This is a genomic window from Pelotomaculum schinkii (assembly GCF_004369205.1).
In the GTDB taxonomy this organism is placed as follows: domain Bacteria; phylum Bacillota; class Desulfotomaculia; order Desulfotomaculales; family Pelotomaculaceae; genus Pelotomaculum_C; species Pelotomaculum_C schinkii.
On record NZ_QFGA01000002.1, the window covers coordinates 872,641 to 892,633 of the forward strand.

Annotated in this window: 25 protein-coding genes and 1 riboswitch; of the genes, 9 read left to right on the top strand and 16 right to left on the bottom strand. The window is 42.6% G+C overall.

Annotation, left to right across the window (positions count from 1 at the left end; translation table 11 throughout):
- Positions 1-12: 12 nt before the first annotated feature.
- The gene (gene abc-f, locus Psch_RS15005) at positions 13-1,920 is read left to right on the top strand and encodes a ribosomal protection-like ABC-F family protein (RefSeq protein WP_134219577.1); all 1,908 of its coding nucleotides are present in this window, start codon (positions 13-15) and stop codon (positions 1,918-1,920) included.
- Between the two features lie 47 nt (positions 1,921-1,967).
- On the opposite strand, the gene Psch_RS15010 is transcribed toward abc-f, so the two are convergent.
- Entirely contained in the window at positions 1,968-2,645 is a 678-nt protein-coding gene (locus tag Psch_RS15010; RefSeq protein ID WP_134219578.1) for an MBL fold metallo-hydrolase, read from the bottom strand.
- A 244-nt stretch (positions 2,646-2,889) separates the two neighbouring features.
- Between Psch_RS15010 and Psch_RS15015 the strand changes: the two genes are divergently transcribed.
- Together Psch_RS15015 and Psch_RS15020 are read left to right on the top strand one after the other, a co-directional pair.
- Positions 2,890-3,960 (top strand): AbrB family transcriptional regulator, encoded by a 1,071-nt coding sequence (locus Psch_RS15015; RefSeq protein WP_134219579.1) that lies wholly within the window; start codon positions 2,890-2,892, stop codon positions 3,958-3,960.
- Positions 3,961-4,425: 465 nt separating this feature from the next.
- Positions 4,426-4,514, bottom strand: a riboswitch (cyclic di-GMP riboswitch).
- Between the two features lie 221 nt (positions 4,515-4,735).
- Complete coding sequence (locus Psch_RS15020) at positions 4,736-5,719, top strand: bile acid:sodium symporter family protein (RefSeq protein WP_134219580.1); 984 nt, start codon at positions 4,736-4,738, stop codon at positions 5,717-5,719.
- Positions 5,720-5,900: 181 nt separating this feature from the next.
- On the opposite strand, the gene Psch_RS15025 is transcribed toward Psch_RS15020, so the two are convergent.
- Positions 5,901-6,602 (bottom strand): flavodoxin family protein, encoded by a 702-nt coding sequence (locus Psch_RS15025; protein ID WP_134219581.1) that lies wholly within the window; start codon positions 6,600-6,602, stop codon positions 5,901-5,903.
- A 218-nt stretch (positions 6,603-6,820) separates the two neighbouring features.
- Between Psch_RS15025 and Psch_RS15030 the strand changes: the two genes are divergently transcribed.
- The 5 genes from Psch_RS15030 (at position 6,821) to Psch_RS15050 (ending at position 9,951) form a co-directional block, all read left to right on the top strand.
- The gene (locus Psch_RS15030; RefSeq protein ID WP_134219582.1) at positions 6,821-7,237 is read left to right on the top strand and encodes an acyl-CoA thioesterase; all 417 of its coding nucleotides are present in this window, start codon (positions 6,821-6,823) and stop codon (positions 7,235-7,237) included.
- An 85-nt stretch (positions 7,238-7,322) separates the two neighbouring features.
- A complete protein-coding gene (locus Psch_RS15035; RefSeq protein WP_282432476.1) occupies positions 7,323-8,096 on the top strand; it encodes an FAD binding domain-containing protein in 774 nt (257 codons plus the stop codon).
- Between the two features lie 81 nt (positions 8,097-8,177).
- Complete coding sequence (locus tag Psch_RS15040; protein WP_190258653.1) at positions 8,178-8,336, top strand: hypothetical protein; 159 nt, start codon at positions 8,178-8,180, stop codon at positions 8,334-8,336.
- A gap of 285 nt (positions 8,337-8,621) precedes the next feature.
- Entirely contained in the window at positions 8,622-9,746 is a 1,125-nt protein-coding gene (locus Psch_RS15045) for a helix-turn-helix transcriptional regulator (protein WP_134219584.1), read from the top strand.
- Positions 9,739-9,951 carry a DUF5652 family protein gene (locus Psch_RS15050; RefSeq protein WP_190258654.1) on the top strand — a complete coding sequence of 71 codons (213 nt, stop codon included), beginning with the start codon at positions 9,739-9,741 and terminating at the stop codon, positions 9,949-9,951. Before Psch_RS15045 ends, Psch_RS15050 begins: the two co-directional genes overlap by 8 nt.
- Positions 9,952-10,007: 56 nt before the next feature.
- On the opposite strand, the gene Psch_RS15055 is transcribed toward Psch_RS15050, so the two are convergent.
- The 6 genes from Psch_RS15055 to Psch_RS21730 all read right to left on the bottom strand — a co-directional run bounded on the left by Psch_RS15055 (position 10,008) and on the right by Psch_RS21730 (position 13,563).
- Positions 10,008-10,319, bottom strand: a complete 312-nt coding sequence (locus Psch_RS15055; RefSeq protein ID WP_345789097.1) for a class I SAM-dependent methyltransferase — start codon at positions 10,317-10,319, stop codon at positions 10,008-10,010.
- Positions 10,312-10,812: an NAD(P)-binding protein gene (locus Psch_RS15060; RefSeq protein WP_190258656.1), complete on the bottom strand. Its 501-nt coding sequence runs from the start codon at positions 10,810-10,812 to the stop codon at positions 10,312-10,314. Before Psch_RS15060 ends, Psch_RS15055 begins: the two co-directional genes overlap by 8 nt.
- A 73-nt stretch (positions 10,813-10,885) precedes the next feature.
- Positions 10,886-11,329: a DUF3795 domain-containing protein gene (locus Psch_RS15065; RefSeq protein ID WP_190258657.1), complete on the bottom strand. Its 444-nt coding sequence runs from the start codon at positions 11,327-11,329 to the stop codon at positions 10,886-10,888.
- 45 nt (positions 11,330-11,374) lie between these two features.
- Positions 11,375-12,982 (bottom strand): hypothetical protein, encoded by a 1,608-nt coding sequence (locus Psch_RS15070; protein WP_190258658.1) that lies wholly within the window; start codon positions 12,980-12,982, stop codon positions 11,375-11,377.
- Positions 12,983-13,045: 63 nt separating this feature from the next.
- Complete coding sequence (locus Psch_RS15075) at positions 13,046-13,294, bottom strand: hypothetical protein (protein ID WP_190258885.1); 249 nt, start codon at positions 13,292-13,294, stop codon at positions 13,046-13,048.
- Positions 13,243-13,563, bottom strand: coding sequence for a CPBP family intramembrane glutamic endopeptidase (locus Psch_RS21730; RefSeq protein ID WP_190258876.1), 321 nt, complete (start codon positions 13,561-13,563; stop codon positions 13,243-13,245). Before Psch_RS21730 ends, Psch_RS15075 begins: the two co-directional genes overlap by 52 nt.
- Here Psch_RS21730 and Psch_RS15085 point away from each other — a divergent pair.
- Positions 13,505-13,657, top strand: a complete 153-nt coding sequence (locus Psch_RS15085) for a hypothetical protein (RefSeq protein ID WP_190258886.1) — start codon at positions 13,505-13,507, stop codon at positions 13,655-13,657. The two genes, Psch_RS21730 and Psch_RS15085, sit on opposite strands and share 59 nt — an antisense overlap.
- Positions 13,658-13,764: 107 nt before the next feature.
- Here Psch_RS15085 and Psch_RS15090 read toward each other — a convergent pair whose 3' ends face one another.
- From Psch_RS15090 to Psch_RS15125, 8 genes are all read right to left on the bottom strand, one after another.
- The gene (locus Psch_RS15090) at positions 13,765-14,724 is read right to left on the bottom strand and encodes a transporter substrate-binding domain-containing protein (RefSeq protein ID WP_190258659.1); all 960 of its coding nucleotides are present in this window, start codon (positions 14,722-14,724) and stop codon (positions 13,765-13,767) included.
- A 41-nt stretch (positions 14,725-14,765) separates the two neighbouring features.
- Positions 14,766-15,407, bottom strand: coding sequence for a pentapeptide repeat-containing protein (locus Psch_RS15095; RefSeq protein WP_134218164.1), 642 nt, complete (start codon positions 15,405-15,407; stop codon positions 14,766-14,768).
- Between the two features lie 59 nt (positions 15,408-15,466).
- A complete protein-coding gene (locus tag Psch_RS15100; protein ID WP_190258660.1) occupies positions 15,467-16,306 on the bottom strand; it encodes an arginase family protein in 840 nt (279 codons plus the stop codon).
- A 24-nt stretch (positions 16,307-16,330) separates the two neighbouring features.
- Positions 16,331-17,140, bottom strand: a complete 810-nt coding sequence (locus tag Psch_RS15105) for a class I SAM-dependent methyltransferase (protein ID WP_134218166.1) — start codon at positions 17,138-17,140, stop codon at positions 16,331-16,333.
- A gap of 268 nt (positions 17,141-17,408) precedes the next feature.
- Positions 17,409-18,296 carry a hypothetical protein gene (locus Psch_RS15110; RefSeq protein WP_190258661.1) on the bottom strand — a complete coding sequence of 296 codons (888 nt, stop codon included), beginning with the start codon at positions 18,294-18,296 and terminating at the stop codon, positions 17,409-17,411.
- A 400-nt stretch (positions 18,297-18,696) separates the two neighbouring features.
- Positions 18,697-18,957 (bottom strand): hypothetical protein, encoded by a 261-nt coding sequence (locus Psch_RS15115; RefSeq protein WP_134218168.1) that lies wholly within the window; start codon positions 18,955-18,957, stop codon positions 18,697-18,699.
- Between the two features lie 88 nt (positions 18,958-19,045).
- Positions 19,046-19,390, bottom strand: a complete 345-nt coding sequence (locus Psch_RS15120) for a winged helix-turn-helix domain-containing protein (RefSeq protein WP_190258662.1) — start codon at positions 19,388-19,390, stop codon at positions 19,046-19,048.
- 368 nt (positions 19,391-19,758) lie between these two features.
- Positions 19,759-19,974 (bottom strand): PF20097 family protein, encoded by a 216-nt coding sequence (locus Psch_RS15125; RefSeq protein WP_134218170.1) that lies wholly within the window; start codon positions 19,972-19,974, stop codon positions 19,759-19,761.
- Positions 19,975-19,993: the final 19 nt, after the last annotated feature.

Genomic DNA, 19,993 nt, shown 5'->3' on the forward strand with positions numbered 1-19,993 from the left:
AGAGGAATAAAAATGAGTCTGTTAGTGCTTGAGAATATCGTCAAAGAATATAGAAATCAATGCGTATTAAATGGTGTGAGCTTAAGGGTTGAAAGAGGAGAGCGGGTGGCGCTGGTAGGTCCTAACGGGGCCGGTAAAACCACGCTGCTTAATATTGCCATGGGGCTTGAGCATAGTGATAGAGGAAGCGCCGTCACAGCACGTAATATCAAGGTGGGACATCTCAGTCAGGATTTAAAGGATATTGAAACCACTGATAATAAAACAGATACCGCTCTTCATTATGAAAAAGTTTATAGACTGGAGAGAAAGCTCAGGGAACTGGAAAAACAAATGGACGAACAGAGCAAAAACTCAGGCTCGTCTTTGTATAAGAGTTTATTGGATGAGTATGCAAAACTGATTACCAGGTACGAGGCCATGGATGGGTATACAGTTGAAACGAAAATAAGGAAAATACTGCTTGGCCTTGGCCTGCGCCAGGAGACTCTCAGTACTCCGCTCAACAGGATGAGCGGAGGAGAAAGAATGCGTGTCGCGATTGCCCGGATTCTTTTAGAGGAACCGGACCTTTTGATACTTGACGAGCCTACCAATCATCTTGATATCCAATCAACTGAATGGTTTGAAAGCTTTCTTAAAAATTTTAAAGGCGGCATACTCTTCGTATCCCATGATCGTTATTTTCTTGATCGGGTAGCAACAAGAGTCGCTGAGCTTGAAAAAGGCAGCATTTCCGTGAGAAGCGGCAACTATTCGAACTATCTTGCGCATAAAAAACAGTTGAGCCAGTTTGTAGCAAATGAGCAAAGACGCTTAAGATGGACGATAAGAAACACGAATGAAATAGTGCAGGGGCTTAAGAGCAAGGGCAAGTCAAAGGCATCAAAGAGCAGGGAAAAGGAGATCAAAAAGCTTAATGACGAGCTGCGCAAAAGCCTTGGAGCGCTGAAAAAACAGGAGCATCTGCGCAAGGCAGACGGCCCAAAAATTAGATTTAAAAAAATAAGGCATGTCAGCAAGGAAATCGCGTGGGCCGACAACTTGAGGAAATCCTTTGGAGACGTAACCCTGTTCTCAGGCGCCAGCTTTCACATCAGAGGCGGGGAAAGGGTAGGTATAATCGGCCCCAATGGATGCGGTAAGACAACACTTGTCAATTTGCTGCTTGGCAATGACCAGAACTATGAAGGCTTACTGAGGCTTGGCGGATGGGTCAAATACTCCTACATGGGACAGGAAGTATTATTTGAAAATGATCAGCTGACAATGCTTCAGCTTATATTATCCAAAAGGGAAATTCAAGAGAGGGAAGCCAGGGACTACCTGGCGCGGTTTCAATTTTATGGTGATGAGGTTGATAAAAGCATACAGGTTTTAAGCGGTGGAGAACGTGTAAGGCTTTATCTTGCATGTGTAATGCTTGAGGATGCAGACTGCCTGATCCTTGATGAACCTACAAACCATCTTGACATGCCGGCCAGGGATGCGGTTGAAGCCGCGTTAAAGGAATTTAAGGGCACCATTATAGCAGTTACCCACGACAGATACTACCTGACGCATTGTGTCGGAAAAATATTTGAAATCGAAAATGGAAAGATAACTACCTACGAAGGCAACTATGATTTCTACAAAAAGGTCAAATACGGCATTGATGAGGAGAATACCGAAAAGAAAGAGTCTAAACCGGCTGAACGCTCAAGCAAAAATACTATCAACAAAAAACCTGCCGTCACTAAAAGCGAAAGCCTGGAAAAGCAAAGGCAGGAAATTGAGGATCAAATTATGGATCTTGAGGATAAGATCAAAGAGATGGAAGCCCTATTTGATATATCAACCCCCAGGGAAAAGTATAATGAATATGGTGAATTATTGAATGAAGTCGAACGGCTTTATAGTAAGTGGAATGCCCTGATATAGAATCCCTTGAAAATAACATAAACTAACTCGCATGTTTTTGCACCAAGTTAATACTGCTTGAGATAATATTCGATGTTGCTTTTTACCTGGGAAGCCGGTTTGTATACACCGAAATGCCCTTCGCAAAGGATGTCGGCTTTCAGTTCAAGAAGCCTCTGCATTGATTTTCTCCACTGATCCATATCCGACCCCCAGGACGGGTCAAAGGGGCCGTGAATGTCCTGGCCAAATAAAATCCTGGTTCCTTTTAAATCCAGATACGGGCTGATTCCACCGGGGGTATGCCCGGGAGTGAAGGGACAATAGAGCGCCACATCCCCCACGAACAGGTCCGGACATTCACCACTCAGTACTACATCAACCGTTACCGGCTGATATTTTACACCGTAGTACCTTGCCCCCGTCAGTTCGGACCTGCCTTCGGCAACAGCCCCTCTTTCCAGCTCATGGCACACCACTTTTGCTCCCTTAGACTGAAAGTAACGAAGCCCCCCGATGTGGTCAATATGCCCGTGGGTAGCCACCACATACTTTAATAATGCAGGGTCAAGGCCAAGGCTCCGGATATTTTCTAAAATTGCTCCGCATGAGTCGCCAACCCCGGCGTCCACCAGAGCAAGCTCGTCCCCTCCATCCACCAGGTATACACAGCAATCTCGCTCATCGGTTATCTCCGGCCCCCCAACCATGTAGACACGATGAAAGATTTTAAAAGGCTTCCGCATTCTTGCCCAACCCCCTGACCGTGGCCTTATATGCAGCGCAATCACATCAGTCCGCAGTATGACATCATTTTATCCATATAATTCGCCGCCCAATATTGTATAATTAATTATACAAACAATAAGGCTCCTTTACCAGCAATAACGGCTGTCTTATGGGCTTTATATCATTATCACTGCATCGAAAAGGCAACGTAGACCTGTGCCAATCCAAATATTTTAGCGCAGACAGTAAAGAGGTATCCTAATGTTGTTGCGATTTGTGGAAACATTGTTGCTTTCTCTAACCGGCGGGCTGCTATTCCGCCTGTTGCACTTGCCCTTACCGTGGTTGTTAGGGCCTTTAACAGCCTCCATGATTTGGAACCTGATTGCCAAAAGAAACTTATTTTGGCCAATAGAACTTCGCAACTCCGGGCTGATCATCCTTGGTTATATGCTGGGTAGTTCGTTCACCGTTGAGGCAGGCCTGCAAATCATCAAACAACTTCCCGCCATGACGTTTGCGACCTCGTCAATAATCCTGTTTAGTCTCTTAGTCGGATATATTACCTACCGCCGTACGGGGATAAGCCTTGCAACCGCCATAATTGGGAGTGTTCCCGGCGGACTGACACAGATGGTGGTCTTAAGTGAAGAGATTGCGGATACGGATCTAACGGTTGTCACTTTTATGCAGACCCTGCGCTTGCTGTCGACGGTTTTTATTGTACCCTTCGTTGTCATCCACGGGTTGGCCGGGGACGGCCATCAGACCGTTGCCGCCAATGTTCCAGCAGTTTACAACAGCGTAATCCATACACCCTGGAATGCCTTATTATTTGCCGGCGTGGTCCTCCTTGCCGCGTGGGCTGCGGTAAGGCTCAACCTGCCCACCCCTTTCCTGCTGGGGCCTCTGATTGGCGCCGCCGCATTGGTCCTCACCGGTTTCCAGGCGCCGGACACACCGTCGTTCCTTGTTTTTATCTCACAGCTATGTATCGGTACGTATCTGGGGCTAACCATCAACCCGACCAGTCTTGAAAATTGGAAAAAGCTGGTGCCATACGCCATTGGAGGGAGTATCTCGGTGGTATTCTTCTCCCTGGGAGTTGGTTACCTGTTGACGCGCCTGCACTCTTTAGATTTAATAAGCGCTTTCCTGGGCACGTCTCCCGGCGGTATGGGGGAAATGGGATTAACGGCGGTCCTGGTCCGTGCCAATGTCTCCCTGGTGACCGCGTATCAAATGTTCCGCCTCTTATTTATCCTATTTGTCATACCCTTCATATTAAAGTGGCGTTTCGGGAGCGTTCTATTAAAAAGAAAAAGTGTTTGACAACCTGTTATTCAAGAGAATTCTCTATTTTAAAGAGAAAAGCCACTCTCTTTGCATCAGAGTGGCTTTTTGCTTTTCAAATGTCAGGGGACGGTTATTTTGACATGCTGCGTTCCTAACAATTTCTTCCAATCATATTCGGCATACTAAACGCCAAATAAATAGTCATATTTCCACAAAACCAAAGAATAGATGAGCAGAAGCACTATTAGCCTAAGAAATTGCTTTTTTAAAGGCCAATTCAGAAAACTGGTTTTAAGTTCATACTCTCCTTTATTCAATGGATTCGATATAATTGGACTTCTTAAATTAGCATTTTGTACAATATTTTGGGTTCCAGAAAAACTAGGCAAATTCAAAATGAAAAAAGTTAATACATATACCAGACGATTTAATCTAAGCATAATAAGACCCCCTTAAGTATGTTTTGCAAACCATACCTTGGAGGAATTTTAAGGTATGATCTTTAGCAACCAGGCTATCGTATCGCTCTGCAGCGACTTAGATCCTTGGCTTTGCGTCCCTGCTTTTCAGCAAGTTTGCCCTTCAAGTCCATATATATGCTTTTTACTGATTATATGGCTAAAATGACTTCCTTGTCAAGCATTGTCGTACAGATGTGGTTTTGGTCGACTTTCATTTTACATGACTGCCGTCCTTGAAAATATTTCATGCTTTTTTACGACAAATCCCAAAGGATTAAGTAACCTACTGTAGAAGTTATTTAGCTTGGCATAAAACCAACCGACAATATATGCAAAAGAGGTCGCCATACATGCTGGAAATATTTGCCCGTTGTAACAGCTGGCTGTCACAGCACATGTTTTTTGTGGTGCTGTCCGCCCTGCTGTTCGGCTTCACTTCACCCTTACCGCAGGCGCCGCTTTTGAACACAATAGCAGTGGTCCTGTTTGCCTATATGACTTTCGTCACTGCCCTGGAAACCAACTACAAAAGCTTTTTCCACGTGCTTACCAGACCCTGGGTCACCCTCTGGATGCTGTTGCTGATTCACGGTGTAATGCCCCTGGTGGCATGGCTGATCGGGCTGTTGTTCTACCCGCAAAGCGAATTAACGCGCCTGGGCTTTTTAATCGGAGCGTCCGTCCCGATAGGAGTTACTTCCGTCATCTGGACCTCGATAACAAGGGGGGATGTGTCCCAAGCCCTGGTAGCAGTTACTGCGGATACACTGATCAGCCCCTTATTGCTGCCTGTGTTTATCTTACTGGTGGCCGGGCAAACGGTGCACGTTTATTACGGCCAGATGATGATGGAGCTGTTATTGATGGTGACTATCCCCAGTTTTCTGGGTATGGCGGTAAATGCTTGGACTCACGGCAGTCTGGCCGGATTTACCCGTTCTGCCGGGGGTTTCACTTCCAAACTGGCTCTCTTCGGGGTGATCTTAATTAACGCCAGCGCCATAGCTCCCGAAATCAACTGGAATTCATCGCTGCTAAAAATGCTCCTGACCATCCTGTTCATATCGGTAAGCGGCTACTACCTTGGTTACGCGGGCTCATACGCCTTAAAGGAGCGTCGCAGGGACACGGTGGCCACCATGGTCTACAACGTGGGTATGCGCAACATCAGTTTCGGTTCGGTGCTGGCGGTAACATATTTCCCGCCCGCCGTTGCAATTCCGGTAACCCTGGCCATGCTCTATCAGCAACCCCTGGCTGCCGTGGTATCATATTTGTTCCACCGTTTCGACCGCCTTAGTATGACAAAGGGACGGACAAAGGGACGGGGTTGATGATATACTTTAAGGGAACTGCAAATTTATGACAGGGGATGACAAGGGGACGGGGTAGTTGTCACATATACCCGTTAAAATAAACGGCTAAACTGTCTTAGGCGGCAATAAAAACATTACATGCTAACCTCATAATGCCACAGTTCGTAGAATGGGATTGAACTTATATGGGAAGCATCTTTCACTTTAATTTACAGCTATTGGGTTCTACCCACCAGTTATAATCGTCATATGGTTTACGCAGTCGGGCAATTTCATTTCTGGTTGCGATAAAACGTTGTTTTATCTCCGCCAGAGTCCGGTTGTGCTCTGCTACTCCCTCAGGGGAATAACGGGTTTGCCCTGCGTTTGAAAAGTCCACGGCAAACCCGCCGGGCACAGCTTCAAGACTCCCCTTAGCACCGCACATCACGCATCGTACCTGCCCAGCCGGCGAAATTTGCAATAGACCGCTACCGCAGTTTCGGCAATTGATCACTCCCGGCAGGGTGCTGTCCTCCGGAGACGAACAGATGAGCCGGCCTGCCATTTCTCTTGCCTCAGCCAACACGTCTGCCCGTATTACCTCTCCAGGCATCGCGGCTTGCACAAGCATGTTGCCGACAACCTTAAGATGCAGAAAGCGGGCAAAATTGTTTACCGCTTCCCGAGCATAGCCTTCCCAACCCAGCACACCGTAGCTTACTGCTGTCACACACGGTTTACCGGCAAAATCATCACCGTTCGCCTGAACTGAGAGAAGCCGGTCATTGACAGTCTTGATACTGGTATGCGGGCCCAGGGTATAACAGGCAGTAGAGATGACCACAGCATCAGCTGCCTTTATTTTTTCTAGTAAGAATCCAAGATCGTCCTTTACAACGCAGTTATTTTCACTCGGCAAGCAGGCATATCGATTTACTGGTAGCCATTGATACTACCGTTATTACTACCGCGATGCCCCGCATTGTGCAGCAGTTGAGCTGTGCAGATTTTTGGGCAGAGCACATAAGGTTGGAATCCGTCATCTGATTCTTACTTTTCTAAATTGACCTTAAAATTAATGGTAATATATAATGACAATGAAATGAATATATAGTTAATCTATTATTTAGTGAGGTATTGAAAGAATTGAAAAAAGCGACAATAGAATTGAGAGTAAGTTTTGCCGACCTTGACGGAATGAGAGCTGTTTACCACACAAATCATATTAAGTGGTTTGATCTTGTGCGGACAAAGCTCCTCCGCGAGGCAGGGTTTGAGATGCAGAGGTGGGAAGCTTCAGATACTCTTCTGCCTTTAGTTGTGTGTCATTGCGAGTACAAAGCTTCTACTGCATTTGACGATCTTTTGGAAATAACTGCAGCTGTGGAAGAAGTAAAAGGCAAAGTTATTACAATTACTTACGAAATTATAAATAAAGAAACAGCTAAGCTTATTGCTACAGGTTTTACCAAGCAGGTAACATGCGATGAAAATTCAAAACCATTTGTTTTAGAAGAAAAATACCCCGAGCTTTACAAGAATTTAACTGAATAACTAAAACTTAGAAGGCTATGTTTTCAAATACTGAAAACGTAGCCTTCTTTGACAGTCTGCACCGACAATCACAACTGGCCTAACCATAGGGGCAGGTGTTACCCTGGCCGGTCTTGCTGCAAGTCCCGTCGTAAGAGAAAAATGTCCTGCTATTGCCAACGCAGCGAAGCTTGTAGCAACAACACAGATTAGAAATGTGGCCACTCTGGGTGGAAATGTATTACAGAACACACGGTGCCAATATTATAACCGTTCAAGTGAGTGGGGTAAGGCGGTGGCCCCTTGTTTCAAGCGGGGCGGCACACTCTGCCACATTATTCCCCGGGGCAAGCGGTGCTTTGCAGTATACCAGGGGGATTTGGCGCCTTTATTGATAGCTCTTAAAGCAACGGCCATGATGGTTTCTCAGGACCAAGCCAAAGAGCTCCCCTTAGCTTCCTTGTTCTCTAATAATGGAGTGGAGCCTTTTGCAGATATCGCCGGGAAGCTTATCGTACATTTCACCATACCTGAAAGTTCATTAGGCAGTCAGTCTGATTACAAGAAATATCGCCTGCGAAACGGGATAGATTTTCCTCTAGCCGGGGTAGCTGTTGTTCTAAAAAGTAACCATGAGTTGGCAGAGGATCTCCAGGTTTGCCTTACTGGGGTCGCCTCCTCCCCGGTTTTAGTAGCCATCCCTGGAGAAATGATAGAAGGAAAGCAGCTTAACTATGCATTGGTTAAAGAGGCAGGTGAATTGGCCTATCATGCAGCGCATCCTCTCGCAAACCTGGAAGGGGATCCTGCAAGGCGTCGAACTATGATCCGCATCATGACTGAGGATATTTTAGCATCTTGGGTTGATAAGAGGGATTGACAAGGGGACGGGGTTGTTGACACATAATGTGGCATGTTTGGCCATAGTATGCTAAACTGACCCTGAAGGGGGGTTTTCGTTATGACAAACAAGTGGCGTACACTTTTGAGGATCTCCGGCTTCATTTTTATCCTGGCAGGGATTTTAACAGGCATTTTTACAGAACTACCGTCCAACTGGTCCACTGTAGTTGTGTTTTTGGGCCTGGGACAGTTCCTGGCGGCGGGCGGCTTTGGCTGAAGCAGCTGCTAGAGTTGGTTCAACTCTTGAATGGCACGGATATGAGACAGGGGGCCGGGACGGTTCTCTGTCTCATTTGTTTTGCATCATAGACCACGACATGATGTATTTGAAATAACCTGAGTCCTCATTTTTAGCATAACCTGGGTTTTATTTTTGTAAATCTGGAGGGTTGTTTCTTATTAGAAAGTTTCCTTGTGGTTGATTTTTTCAACCATAGTCAACCACCAATCCATTGTTATATGAGGAGATAATCCATACAATTATATGTAGGAGGCGGTCAATATGAAAGAAATCAATATTGCAAAAACGCTTGTTACAAAGCGCAAAGAAAAAGGTATTACGCAGGATGAACTTGCCGCATATATCGGGGTCTCTAAAGCATCTGTTTCAAAATGGGAAACAGCGCAGAGTTATCCCGACATAACCTTCCTTCCGCAGCTTGCGGCATATTTCAATATCAGCATTGACGATTTGATAGGTTATGCGCCGCAGATGACAAAAGAAGATATCAAAAAGCTGTATCATCGTTTGTCATCTACCTTTGCTACCCGTCCATTTGATGATGTTTTGGAAGAATGCCGGAGAATAATTAAAAAATACTATTCCTGTTTTCCGTTGCTGTTTCAGATGGCAGTGCTGCTGGCCAATCATCATATGCTCGCAGAAGAAAAGAAAAGGCAAGAAGCTATACTGAATGAAGCGGTCGAGTTATGTATAAGAATTAAAACTGAAAGTGACGACGTGTGGCTCTCTAAGGATGCAACTTCTTTAGAAGCAGTTTGTTATCTGATGTTAAACCAGCCGCAACAGGTTTTGGATTTACTTGGAGAATCATTACGACCGATCCCGACAGATCATGAGGTTGTGGCACGAGCATATCAGATACTGGGAAATGGTTCAAAGGCAAAAGAAGTAACGCAAATCAGTATGTATCAGCATCTGCTTGCACTAATTGGAGCTACGCCGGCCTATTTACTGCTAAACGCGGATAACAGCGAGAAAACCGAGGAGATTTTGCATCGGTCATTATCTGTCGCAACAATCTATCATCTGGATCGATTACATCCAAACACTATGGCACAGATCTATTTTACTGCAGCACAGGTGTACAGTTTACAAGGCAATGCTGAGAAAGCCCTTGACATGCTACGGAAATATGCAGATATCTGCACTATGGGCTTCTTCCCTTATTCATTACACGGAGATTCTTTCTTTGATGCAATTGATGTCTGGTTTGCAGACTTTGATTTAGGCGCCGATGCTCCACGGAATGAAAAAGTAATCAAAGAAAGCATGCTACAGGCTGTCCTGTCAAATCCGGCGTTTGCAGCTCTAGCAAAAGAGCCACGGTATAAAAGCATAATTGAAACATTAAAAACAAATTCAAGGAGGAATTCACGTGAATAACGTATTACAAATTTTACAGCCGAACAATCCTCTATTCTATTTAGTAATTGCCTGGGCAGTTATCTGGAAAGGCATAGCCCTTTGGCATGCTGCCCGCAACAGGCAATTGGCCTGGTATATTGCGCTTTTAATAGTAAATACCATTGGGATTCTTGAAATTGTCTACCTTATTTTCTTCCGAAAAAAAGACCGGACACTGGACTAAATGATATCATATGGATTTGCTATTGAAAAAGTAAGCCAGACTGGCACCCTAAAAAATCACCTTTCTGCCAATACTATATCAAATTTTTCATGAAATAAATCTTGATCAAAAACAGAAGCATGAATTACTTTAATTCTATCCGAGTAGTTCAATAAGTTTACTTTTTCTTTTAACCATAACAAGCAAGAATTATCTAAATCAACGGCATAAATTTTACCATTGCAAATCTCAAGCAAAGCCAGTGTTGGCACACCAGTGCCACAGCCCATGTCCAATATTAACGGCTGATCGATCTTTGGAATGAAAGAAAATGCTTTGATCGTGTATTTATTTAAGTTTTTTCTGCAATTATCTTTTATTTCATAAATGCTTAGACAGTTTCATATGCTTTGGAGCGCTCGGGATGTAGGGAAGCATTGATTTTAACATTGCAAGCCCACTGTAAAGAAAGGGCATGGGTTCATCCATGTCCCCCATCAGGGCGCATATTTGGTCCAGATCTGAAAAAGCCGCATCCAGCCTTTCTTTATCGGACGGGAAAGCAGCGTAAATCATTTTTTTATCATCATTGTAACTCTCAGGAGTCCCGTCGAAATCCTCCGAAACAAACCGCACCCGTGATTTTACGAAGTCTATCTTTTCAAACACTCCGATGTCCTTCATTGCCTTGAATACCGATGCTGAAGTCTCAAAGGTTAGAGTGCCGCTCTCAAAATAATAACCCTTCCTGTAAAATCCGGCGGTATAGCCGCCAGGCATGCTGTAGGCTTCAAATATGGTTACTTTATGCCCCTTCTTTGCCAAGAGGTTGCTGGCAATCAACCCGCCGATGCCCGAGCCGATTATAATTACATTTTTCATTTCCCAACCCCCTCGTATAATTACTTCTGACCCGCAAGCTATACTAATTAAACTCCAACGCCACTTGCAAAACTCAATACCTCGGTAGCCTGCTTTGCTCCTGGTAGAAATCTTCCACCCCTATCTCCTTCATCCGCAGGTTGAATCTCAGCCACCGCTCCTGTATCTGAGTGTCTATCTTCTTGGAGCATGGGGATTCCTCACACTGGAAGCAGAAATCCACACCTTTTTCTTTGCTGCATACGCCGGCAACACACTCGATGGGGCAGAGCACGTTATCCCCCCGGCATCCACTGCAAGCAGCCTGGGTTAATGACTTCAGCACTTCTTCGAACTGGGGGTAGCCAGTGAACACCGGCTTTATGGCCTCCTTGACTCTGGCCACACGGAGGTAACCGTTTAAAAGTTCAACCAACCGGACACTCAGTTTCCGGATCTCCCCACCAGCGTAGTCGGCGCAGCGGGAGCAGCCCAGCCCGCACGGAGCAAGCCGCCTAACCGCTTCTTTATATTCCATACCCAGCCCTCCTAAAATACTTGTACTGGATTGATGCCGAAGCCATCAATTTGGGCACTTTATAAATTTTATTTTACATATAGGCACTTGCAGTACGTCAAAACCGACTACTACAAATTCATTATTATTCCTTAACACCTCATTTAAAAAGAGGTTAACCGGCAGAGCTTTCCCGTTAACTGGAATAGAATTTATCTGCACTGATTCTGCTTTTTGGATAATGGCTTGTTTCGAAACCCAGTTTCCCATGCTTTGAGGGGTTGTATTTACCCACTGTCTTACTCTGGGCAGCAGTTCCATAACGTCAATAACCCATGTTTCCTGGGGGTAATCAATACATACAACACCCTTTGTGAAATCGTTGTAATCCGGATCTGACAGATAATAACGAAGGGAGTTGAGATTAGGAAAACTCTTCAGCGCAGCCAAGTCGCTTTCCTTAAATTCTTTCACTTCATGCGAACCCAAATCAGTGATGTTTTGCTCTGGAGTTCCCCATAATAACCTTTGTTGCTCCTGTGATAACGCTCCAACAACATCTAATAGAGACATTGCGCTGCCTGTGCCGTCTAAGGTCGCATCTTTTGCACCGGGATAATAACTAAATGCGCCTTGTTCCTCAAGATAGCAAGCCTCATATTTATTCTTTACAATATTCTCCATAAACGTCCTGGCTGCGTTTTTATTTTCTAAAAATATCCCGTTCCATAAATAATTGGTCAATAGTTTAATACCTTGAGTCCTTGTCAATTCCCAATCATGCAGTTCAGCTAAGCTGGCATCTTCGGGCATTGGTTCGGAAATCTTCTCCAGTGTTGTTTTCAGCATCTCATCTTTATAACGTAAAGGGAATTCCTGGTGAAGGTTGTTGCCTTTTTCATCCACAAACAAACCAGCAATCTTATATGTTGGTCCTAAGTCTCCCCCATGCAACATTTCGCCGCTATTACGCAGTCTTGGCCCCCAAAACCCTGTTTTACTGTCCTGGTTCAAGTAAAACCATTGTAATAATGTTGCTTTCCACTCCGGCGAAAAGGAATAGAGCTTATTTCGTTCCAACAAATCGTAGTTATGGTAGAAAGATGCCATTATGTAATTTGTTTTGGGTAGTTTTGAGCCAATCCATCCTACCGTAGATAAATCATCCAGAATATTTTTTAATCTTTCCGGGTTATTGATTTCATCCAAAAATCTCAGCGGGTACTTCAAGCGAAGTGGCCGGCCGGTCTCTTCTGCCAGGAGTTCAAGATGTTCCACTATATTTAATGTCGGCTCAAAATAATAAAAGGAGGGGTATGTTTCATCCATAAATGCGCCGGTTTTAGGATTCTGCAGACTTAAATAAAAATCCATTTCCTCATTTTTGTCGGCAAAATCCGGTACCCTGATCAAGCCTTCCCTGGTCTTTAACTGCCTGTGCAGTTCGTTTAACTTGGTAAAGGCGGTAATGTATTTTCCTTTGTCAAGAAAATAGGCACAACCAAGTATTTTAAACTCAAATTCGCCCATAAAGTAACCTTCTGCTTGAAGCTGGCCGTTTAACCTGAACATTTCTGATACCGAGGTGATAGTTCGATAGATAAATAATCCGGATCCGATTATAAATATTGCAACTAGGCAAGATACCGCAATGACAATTTTTTTATTTTTCATATACACCTCAACTTTAGTAAGAACATAGATAACCTACCGGCACGTTTTTCTTTTTCCCATTCTTTAGCTGCAAGTAGAATATGAACTCACTCTGCCCCAAAACAACGAATATGTAAAGAATCCATAGTACCCGGGCATATTCAGTATGAAGTCCGGCGAATCATCCCTGCAAAGGCGCTTATATTCTAATTGATCTTCCCCCAACAATTCCGGATTATCTTCCCCCCAACGCATTTCAAAAAGATCTACCAGGGCTTTTCTCATTTCCTGACTAAAAGGAGGGTTAATATCACTGACAAAAGTCTGTGCCATGAAATTCGGTTGTCCCTCCGGTATATTCCCATAGACATTAAGTATGCGAAAAAGAAAATCCAGTGAAAGGCCCCCCAAAAAAAACCCAATATGAGACTGGCAACAAGGGGACTGAATCGTTGTTGCAAACGGGGCAGGGCGAAACCGCGCCAACCGGCTTCTTCCCCTAATGAGCCATTGAAGAACATTGCCCATATAAAGGAAACGGGTATGGTCAGATACAAAGGCGCCTCCGGTTTAAACGGCATTGCCGGCAAGGCTAGACCCATTGCTCCTCCGATGAAATTACCGGCAAGTGTAATTGCCGGCCATAATCCGATGGCAATTATTAACCATATCAAAGGTACCCGCCAATTAAGATAAGGCCGTAACAGGGATCTCACACCCTCATTACTTGAAAAAGCACCGGCTATCACAAAGGCCGCTTCCACCGTCGCTTGAAGGATCTCCCGCACAATTATTCAACGGTGTTATTGATCTTCAAACCACTTCTTATAGATTAGGTCATATTGCCCGTTTGCCTTAATTGCTTGCAACCCTGAATTTATTTTTTCAAGGAGTTCCGGATTGTTTTTGTTCACTGCAATACCATAATCCTCAACGGCAAATTTTTCGCCTACTATCATTAAGTTGTTTCCTTGATTGATAAAATTAGCGACTACTGGATAACTGCTAATTACAGCTTCAACGCTACCTTTCTCCAACTCTATTAGGTCTTGTTCATAAGTATTATCACTACTACTAAATGTTATCACCTTGGCTCCCGGCACCGTATTTGCGTATTCCTGTGCTATAGTACCCGGCATGACGCCGACAGATTTACCTTTCAGGTCCTGTAAACTGTTGATGCTACTGTTGTCCGGGCGGACTGCAATAACCAATCCCGATTGAAAGTAAGGCTCTGTAAAATACATTGCCGTTTTTCTCTGTTCAGTAATGGATAATCCTGAAACGACAGCATCTAATTGACCGCTTACTAAAGCTGTGATTAATTGGTCGAAAGGCATGTCCCTAAAGTCTATCTCCAGGTCTGATACCTTGGCTATCGCCGACATCAGCTCTAAATCAAAACCTACATATCTTCCTGCCTCATCCTGGTATTCAAACGGCGGGTACGTTGCATCTGAGCCAACAATGATTTTTTGCTTCCCCGAACTTTTTCCACCGATATAAATACTTAAATTCTCTCCATCCCATTCCACCGGCTGGCCCAGTGTTTCAGCGACAAAGCGTACAGGGACATATGTGACATCGTTGTATATAAAGGCTGGTTGATTTTGCTCCTGATGCTTTTCTACTCCGTTAAAGAAAAACTTAAGGGGTAAGAAATCTACTGTGATTTGCCTTTGATAGCCGGACGCAAAACCGATTGTTCCAAATAACAGCGCACCAATTAGAACACCTAATAATAATGGAAAGACTTTTTTCACCAACATACACCTCCAGGATTTTAGTTATATTTAGATACACATTATTTTACGATTAATCCTAATAACTTGGCTAACTCTGATGCTTGATAGGCACTCACAATAGCTCCTTTCAATTCCCCACCAGATACAACCATTCCATCTATGTGGCTTCGGGTAAAGTCTATACCTTTAAGAGGGGTTCTGAAAAAGCTTGTATTTATAAAACTTACATCAGCCAATTCTAAATTTGTTAACTTGCATTCTGAAAAGTTGCCATTTCCCATTTCACTTTCTAAAATACTTACATTACTTAATATTGAGGTATCAAAGTTTGCATATCCAAAATTGCTATTAAAAATTGATATATGTTGCAATTTACTGTTTAGCCAGTTTACGCCCACTGCTTTGCACGAAACATATTGACATCTGTTAAAATATCCATCGCTAAATTTACTATTTGATATGTCACAAGACTTAAATATTACATCTACAAAATCTGATTTCGAAAATAAACAATCATAAAATTTGCAGTTCTCAAAAACGACTTCCTTAAAACATACTCTGGATAAATCAGTATCACTGAGTGAAACTCCTTTAATATGTTTTCCGGAAATATCATTTTCTTCTGCTTTAGATCTAATTAAAGGCAATAAATCCTCAAGAATATCAGGTTCTGTTGATATGTTGGGTTTCATGATTTTCATTTTATTTATTCTCGAAATAATTTTCTATTTGCCATAGGCCTTGTCGTAATCATATGGAATTAAAGTTCTCTTACCAGCTGAATAATAGGTTCTAAAGCACTTAACTTCTTCTTATCAGTTTCGATGCTTTCCACTAAACTCAATCCGATTGCATCCCATCGTTCCATAATATCTTGTAAAACCGACCTAAGCTGTTTTATTCGTACGCCATTTTCAGTTGGACATTTTACACCGGCAAACTCAACAGGATCAAGCACATCAAGATCAATATGTATATACACTTTTTCAAATTGCTTAAACTGCGATACCAACTTTTCAGGCATACTTTCCATTAATTCACTGACAGCTATTACCGGAATACCTGTTTCTTTAATGTATTCTCTCTCTGGGGGGTCCAAATCCCTAACCCCCAGGAGCGCAATATCTTGCAAGGAGATGGATGGAACCGGCAATTGTAAGCCAAATCCTCTTCCGCCTTCAAGCAGACAACGTAATGCCATACCATGGAATAACTTACTTGGGGAACTATCCGGCGTATTTAAATCCCCATGAGCATCAAACCAAAATATCCCCAGTGGCCCATGCGTTGCACGGAGGTAACTGATTACAGCTACTTCCACATCGCAGCCGCCTCCTATTGTTGCTATGTGAGAGGGATTTAAATCCTGCAGTATTTTATACGAGTTTGATAGTTGTTTATCAATCTGCTTTAATCCAATAATCCCGTTGTGTTTTGTTACCTCTCCTGGTCTGTCAACCGGAACCTCAATAGAAGGCATTTGAGGTGAAAAGTAACTCCAAAGTGCAACTGTACCTTCATAAAGTTCAGGTGAATATCCAGCCCCCTGCCATTGCGGGTAGAAAAGGGCCCCTTTTTTGGGTGAATTATCCCTTGTCATAAGTACTCCTAATAGACATTTTTTTCATAACACTCTGCCCCAAAACAACGAATATGTAAAGAATCCATAGTACCCGGGCATATTCAGGATTAAGTCCGGTGAATTATCCCTGCAAAGACGCTGATATTCTAATTGATCTTCCTCCAACAATTCCGGATTATCTTCCCCCCAACGCATTTCAAAAAGATCTACCAAGGCTTTTCGCATTTCCTGACTTAAAGGAGGGTTAATATCACTCACAAAAGTTTGTGCCCTAGTTTCACTCAAACCTGCCTGTTTAAACCATTCCAGTGCACGCATACTATGTAACTCCGGTTTCATTTTCTCATCAAAAGGAGCTATCCCTAAAGAAGTTGCATTCAACCGAGCCTCTAAAACCGGGTATCCGGGAAGTAGCATTTGCGAAGACCAGTTTAGGATGTATATGATACCCCCTGGCTTCACAGTCCTGGCAAGCTCTTTCAGTAGTAAAACAGGATCTATTTTTAGATAGCCAACGAGATCCATGCTAAAAGCCCAGTCAAATAAATTTTCATTAAATGGAAGTTTTCTTATATCACCCCTTATAAAAGAAACTCTTTCCGTCAGGCCTGTCTTTGATGCCAAAGAGCGTCCTTTTGCTAAAAATTTTTCTTCAATATCAAGACCGGTAACATGACCACGAACCCCTGCTGCTTCTGCTAGCATCAAAGTATAGAAACCAGTTCCGCATCCTGCATCCAGCCCCTTGCTCTCAGGAGGAATCTGCAGTGTATCTACTATAGCTCTTATAACAGATTCCCGCAATATATTAGATAACTCCAGCCTTTTAAGATATTTTTCTGCATTAGACATTTATTCATCACCAACCACCAAATATATTAAACACGCTATTGTTTTATTCGCCAATTATGAATAATAGGTAGTCAGATCTATCACTTTCAACAATCATCATGCATAAACACTATTTATTTTTATTGTGTCTCCGGATTGTAGTATTGAAATAGGTAAATTAATTACCTTACTTATTAAATATTTATCACATCATCCTTGTGCTGTGCCGTGGGCAGGGTAGTTTTCCCCTTGCTTGGTTTGTCGCTAAATATAAATGTTGCATAATAGTTTATTTAAGGTTATGTTCATATGCGCGCATATCAGGTTTTACAAAGTACTTGCTAATTACAATGCAAGCCAAAAAGAATATCGCCACATCTATACCGCTTCGCAAAAGCATCTGTGACATGATACCACTAAGAATCAACCCCATAAAGCTATTAAACATTATCCAGTTTACTCCTATAGTTAGTACAGCAAGTTTGATTGACAGTAATAATTTGTTCTGTTCTTTGGCTAATACTGGATATAAAAGCACATAACAACATCCCAGCACAATGCCAAATAATATTGTCCATATATAACACGGAATAGGATATGTATTGCAATTGCTCGTTATTATACCTGTTTCATAGCCAATTAACCGCTCAGTCAAAAAAGCAACCGTAATTAAGGCAACCGCTTTGATTTTTTCTGTTATGCTTAAGGTTTGAACAGGTAAACAAGCTTTCGCATTGCCTAATGTAAAATAAGCGACTGTCACACATAGTAGTAGTGCGGGTATTGCATCGCCCACGCCCATGAAAAATTGATAGCTAACGAATGCAAACCCCCATTCTCTAAAAGGAGAGACCTCAACAACTACTTCCTGCATTCCAAAGAAATAAAGGATTGCAAAGGCTAACCCAAAACGAGTTCCAACTTGCAGTTTGGGAACATTTGACTGCTTTCCAAAATATCGCATTACAACGACACAGTGTGTAAATAGCAAAACAAAGTAGGAAGCCGCAACTACAGGAAATCCAAAAAGCTTGACAAATACGCTATCAAAATTCTCTGGATTTACCCCAGCGGGCAAAACAGCATGAACTATTATCGTAATGCATGCTGCAAGTATAATAGCCAGTATATTTACTATAATTGCCTTATTTACACTGGCGACCTTTTCTACCATCACACATCACAATCCCTTATTAAATATGCGATTATGCTCATAAGCTGATCGACAAGTTGGAAGCTATTTTTTGTTAGGTTTTCGCTTGACATATCTTGTTTTCATTTCAATCAATCCGGATGAAGTGAAATATTGCTCAATATTCTTAATTTTCGACAGTAATTTAGTAGATCCTGCATATTAGTCTAAAATAATCCACAGATATAAAAACATTCTCCCGTCTATGCTATTTAACGAGTTTCGGAATAAACCAAGACAAACGATAAGACGGCCTCCAGCGTAAAAAACCCACCTCATCTATGTAAAAATTTTTAACAAAGATGACGTGGGTTGTAAATTTGATGACGTCTAATAGCCGGCAAAACAATAAAATTGGAATATGTCTACAAAAAATTATAGTATTTTATCCACATCTCCTGGACCTATATGTATTGTATAAGATAACTGCTTCGGTTTTTTGACCCATGCAATATTCATTGTATGAAATTTCCACTACTCTTATTGTCCCTGTTTTTTCACCCTTTCTTTTCACTCCCGGCATTCTGTTGCCCGCGGTGAAAGCGTCTACACAATTCTCTGCTTCTACATAGCGGGCTACTTCAAGTGAATTCTTATTCCCCAAGTGTCCATAGTCAAGCAGGATTTTAAAGTAGCGTTTTTTCAAAACAATCTTCCTTTCTTTAACATCATTTTGTCCGATCTGTTCAGTTCATGCGTTATACTTATCCGAGTATTACGCACCCAAAAAAATACTATCCATTATTTTCTTTATTATTAAAATGCTTGGTATATAGCATTTCTAAAGTATTTTCTACTTCCTCCCGTAGAGCCCTGTACTGTTGCATCAGTCGAAGGGCTTGGGAAGTCACTTCCGAACCTCCGCCGGAAGAACCGCCCGCTTTACATTTCAGCAGGGGAAAACCTAATCTGTCTTCCATGGAACGTATCAACCGCCACGCTTTATTATAAGACATGCCAATCTCGGCTGCCGCTTTGCTCAAAGAACCTGTCTGTTCAACTCGCAATAGCAAGTCATATGGCCCATCGCCAAAAACCTTCCCGTTATTATCTAACCAAATCTTATAAGCAAGGCGCACTTAGTTTTCATCTCCCAAAAAATCGGCACATCGCTATACTAATACTAGTATAGCGTGTTTAAAACAATATGTCTACCTTTTTCCAAAATTAAAGGCATAGCATTCTGTATGTTTTCCTTTGGTGATGCAAATAAAAACCCCAGAAATGTTCAATGTTTACTGAGCTTCCGGTAAACCGTATAAACAAGTGATACCACAAAATATAATGGAATAATAATCGTTGCAACAATAAAGAAGAAAGCTTCGTCGCCGTTATTCTTAGTAAAGAATGAGTAGAATAAGGCATATATCGCATTATGCAGAAATACCGAGCTATCCAGGCCCCAATAATCCAGAGCAATCTTTTAAAGGTCAAAAGCAAGTATTTATCAGCCTTCATACAAATCAATCACCACCTTTTTGCAATTTTTGCATAGATATGCTTCCTTTCCCGTACCATTTAAACCAAACGGAGCTATTGAGACATCACCTTTGTCTATATTGGGCTTAAAGAAAAGCCTTCTTTTGTAATTAGACCAAAAAATCTCTCTTGCACTTTGTATTGCTCCCTTTTCCATCTCATTTTCACAATACGGGCACTTCATCCCAAAAACCTTCTTTAAA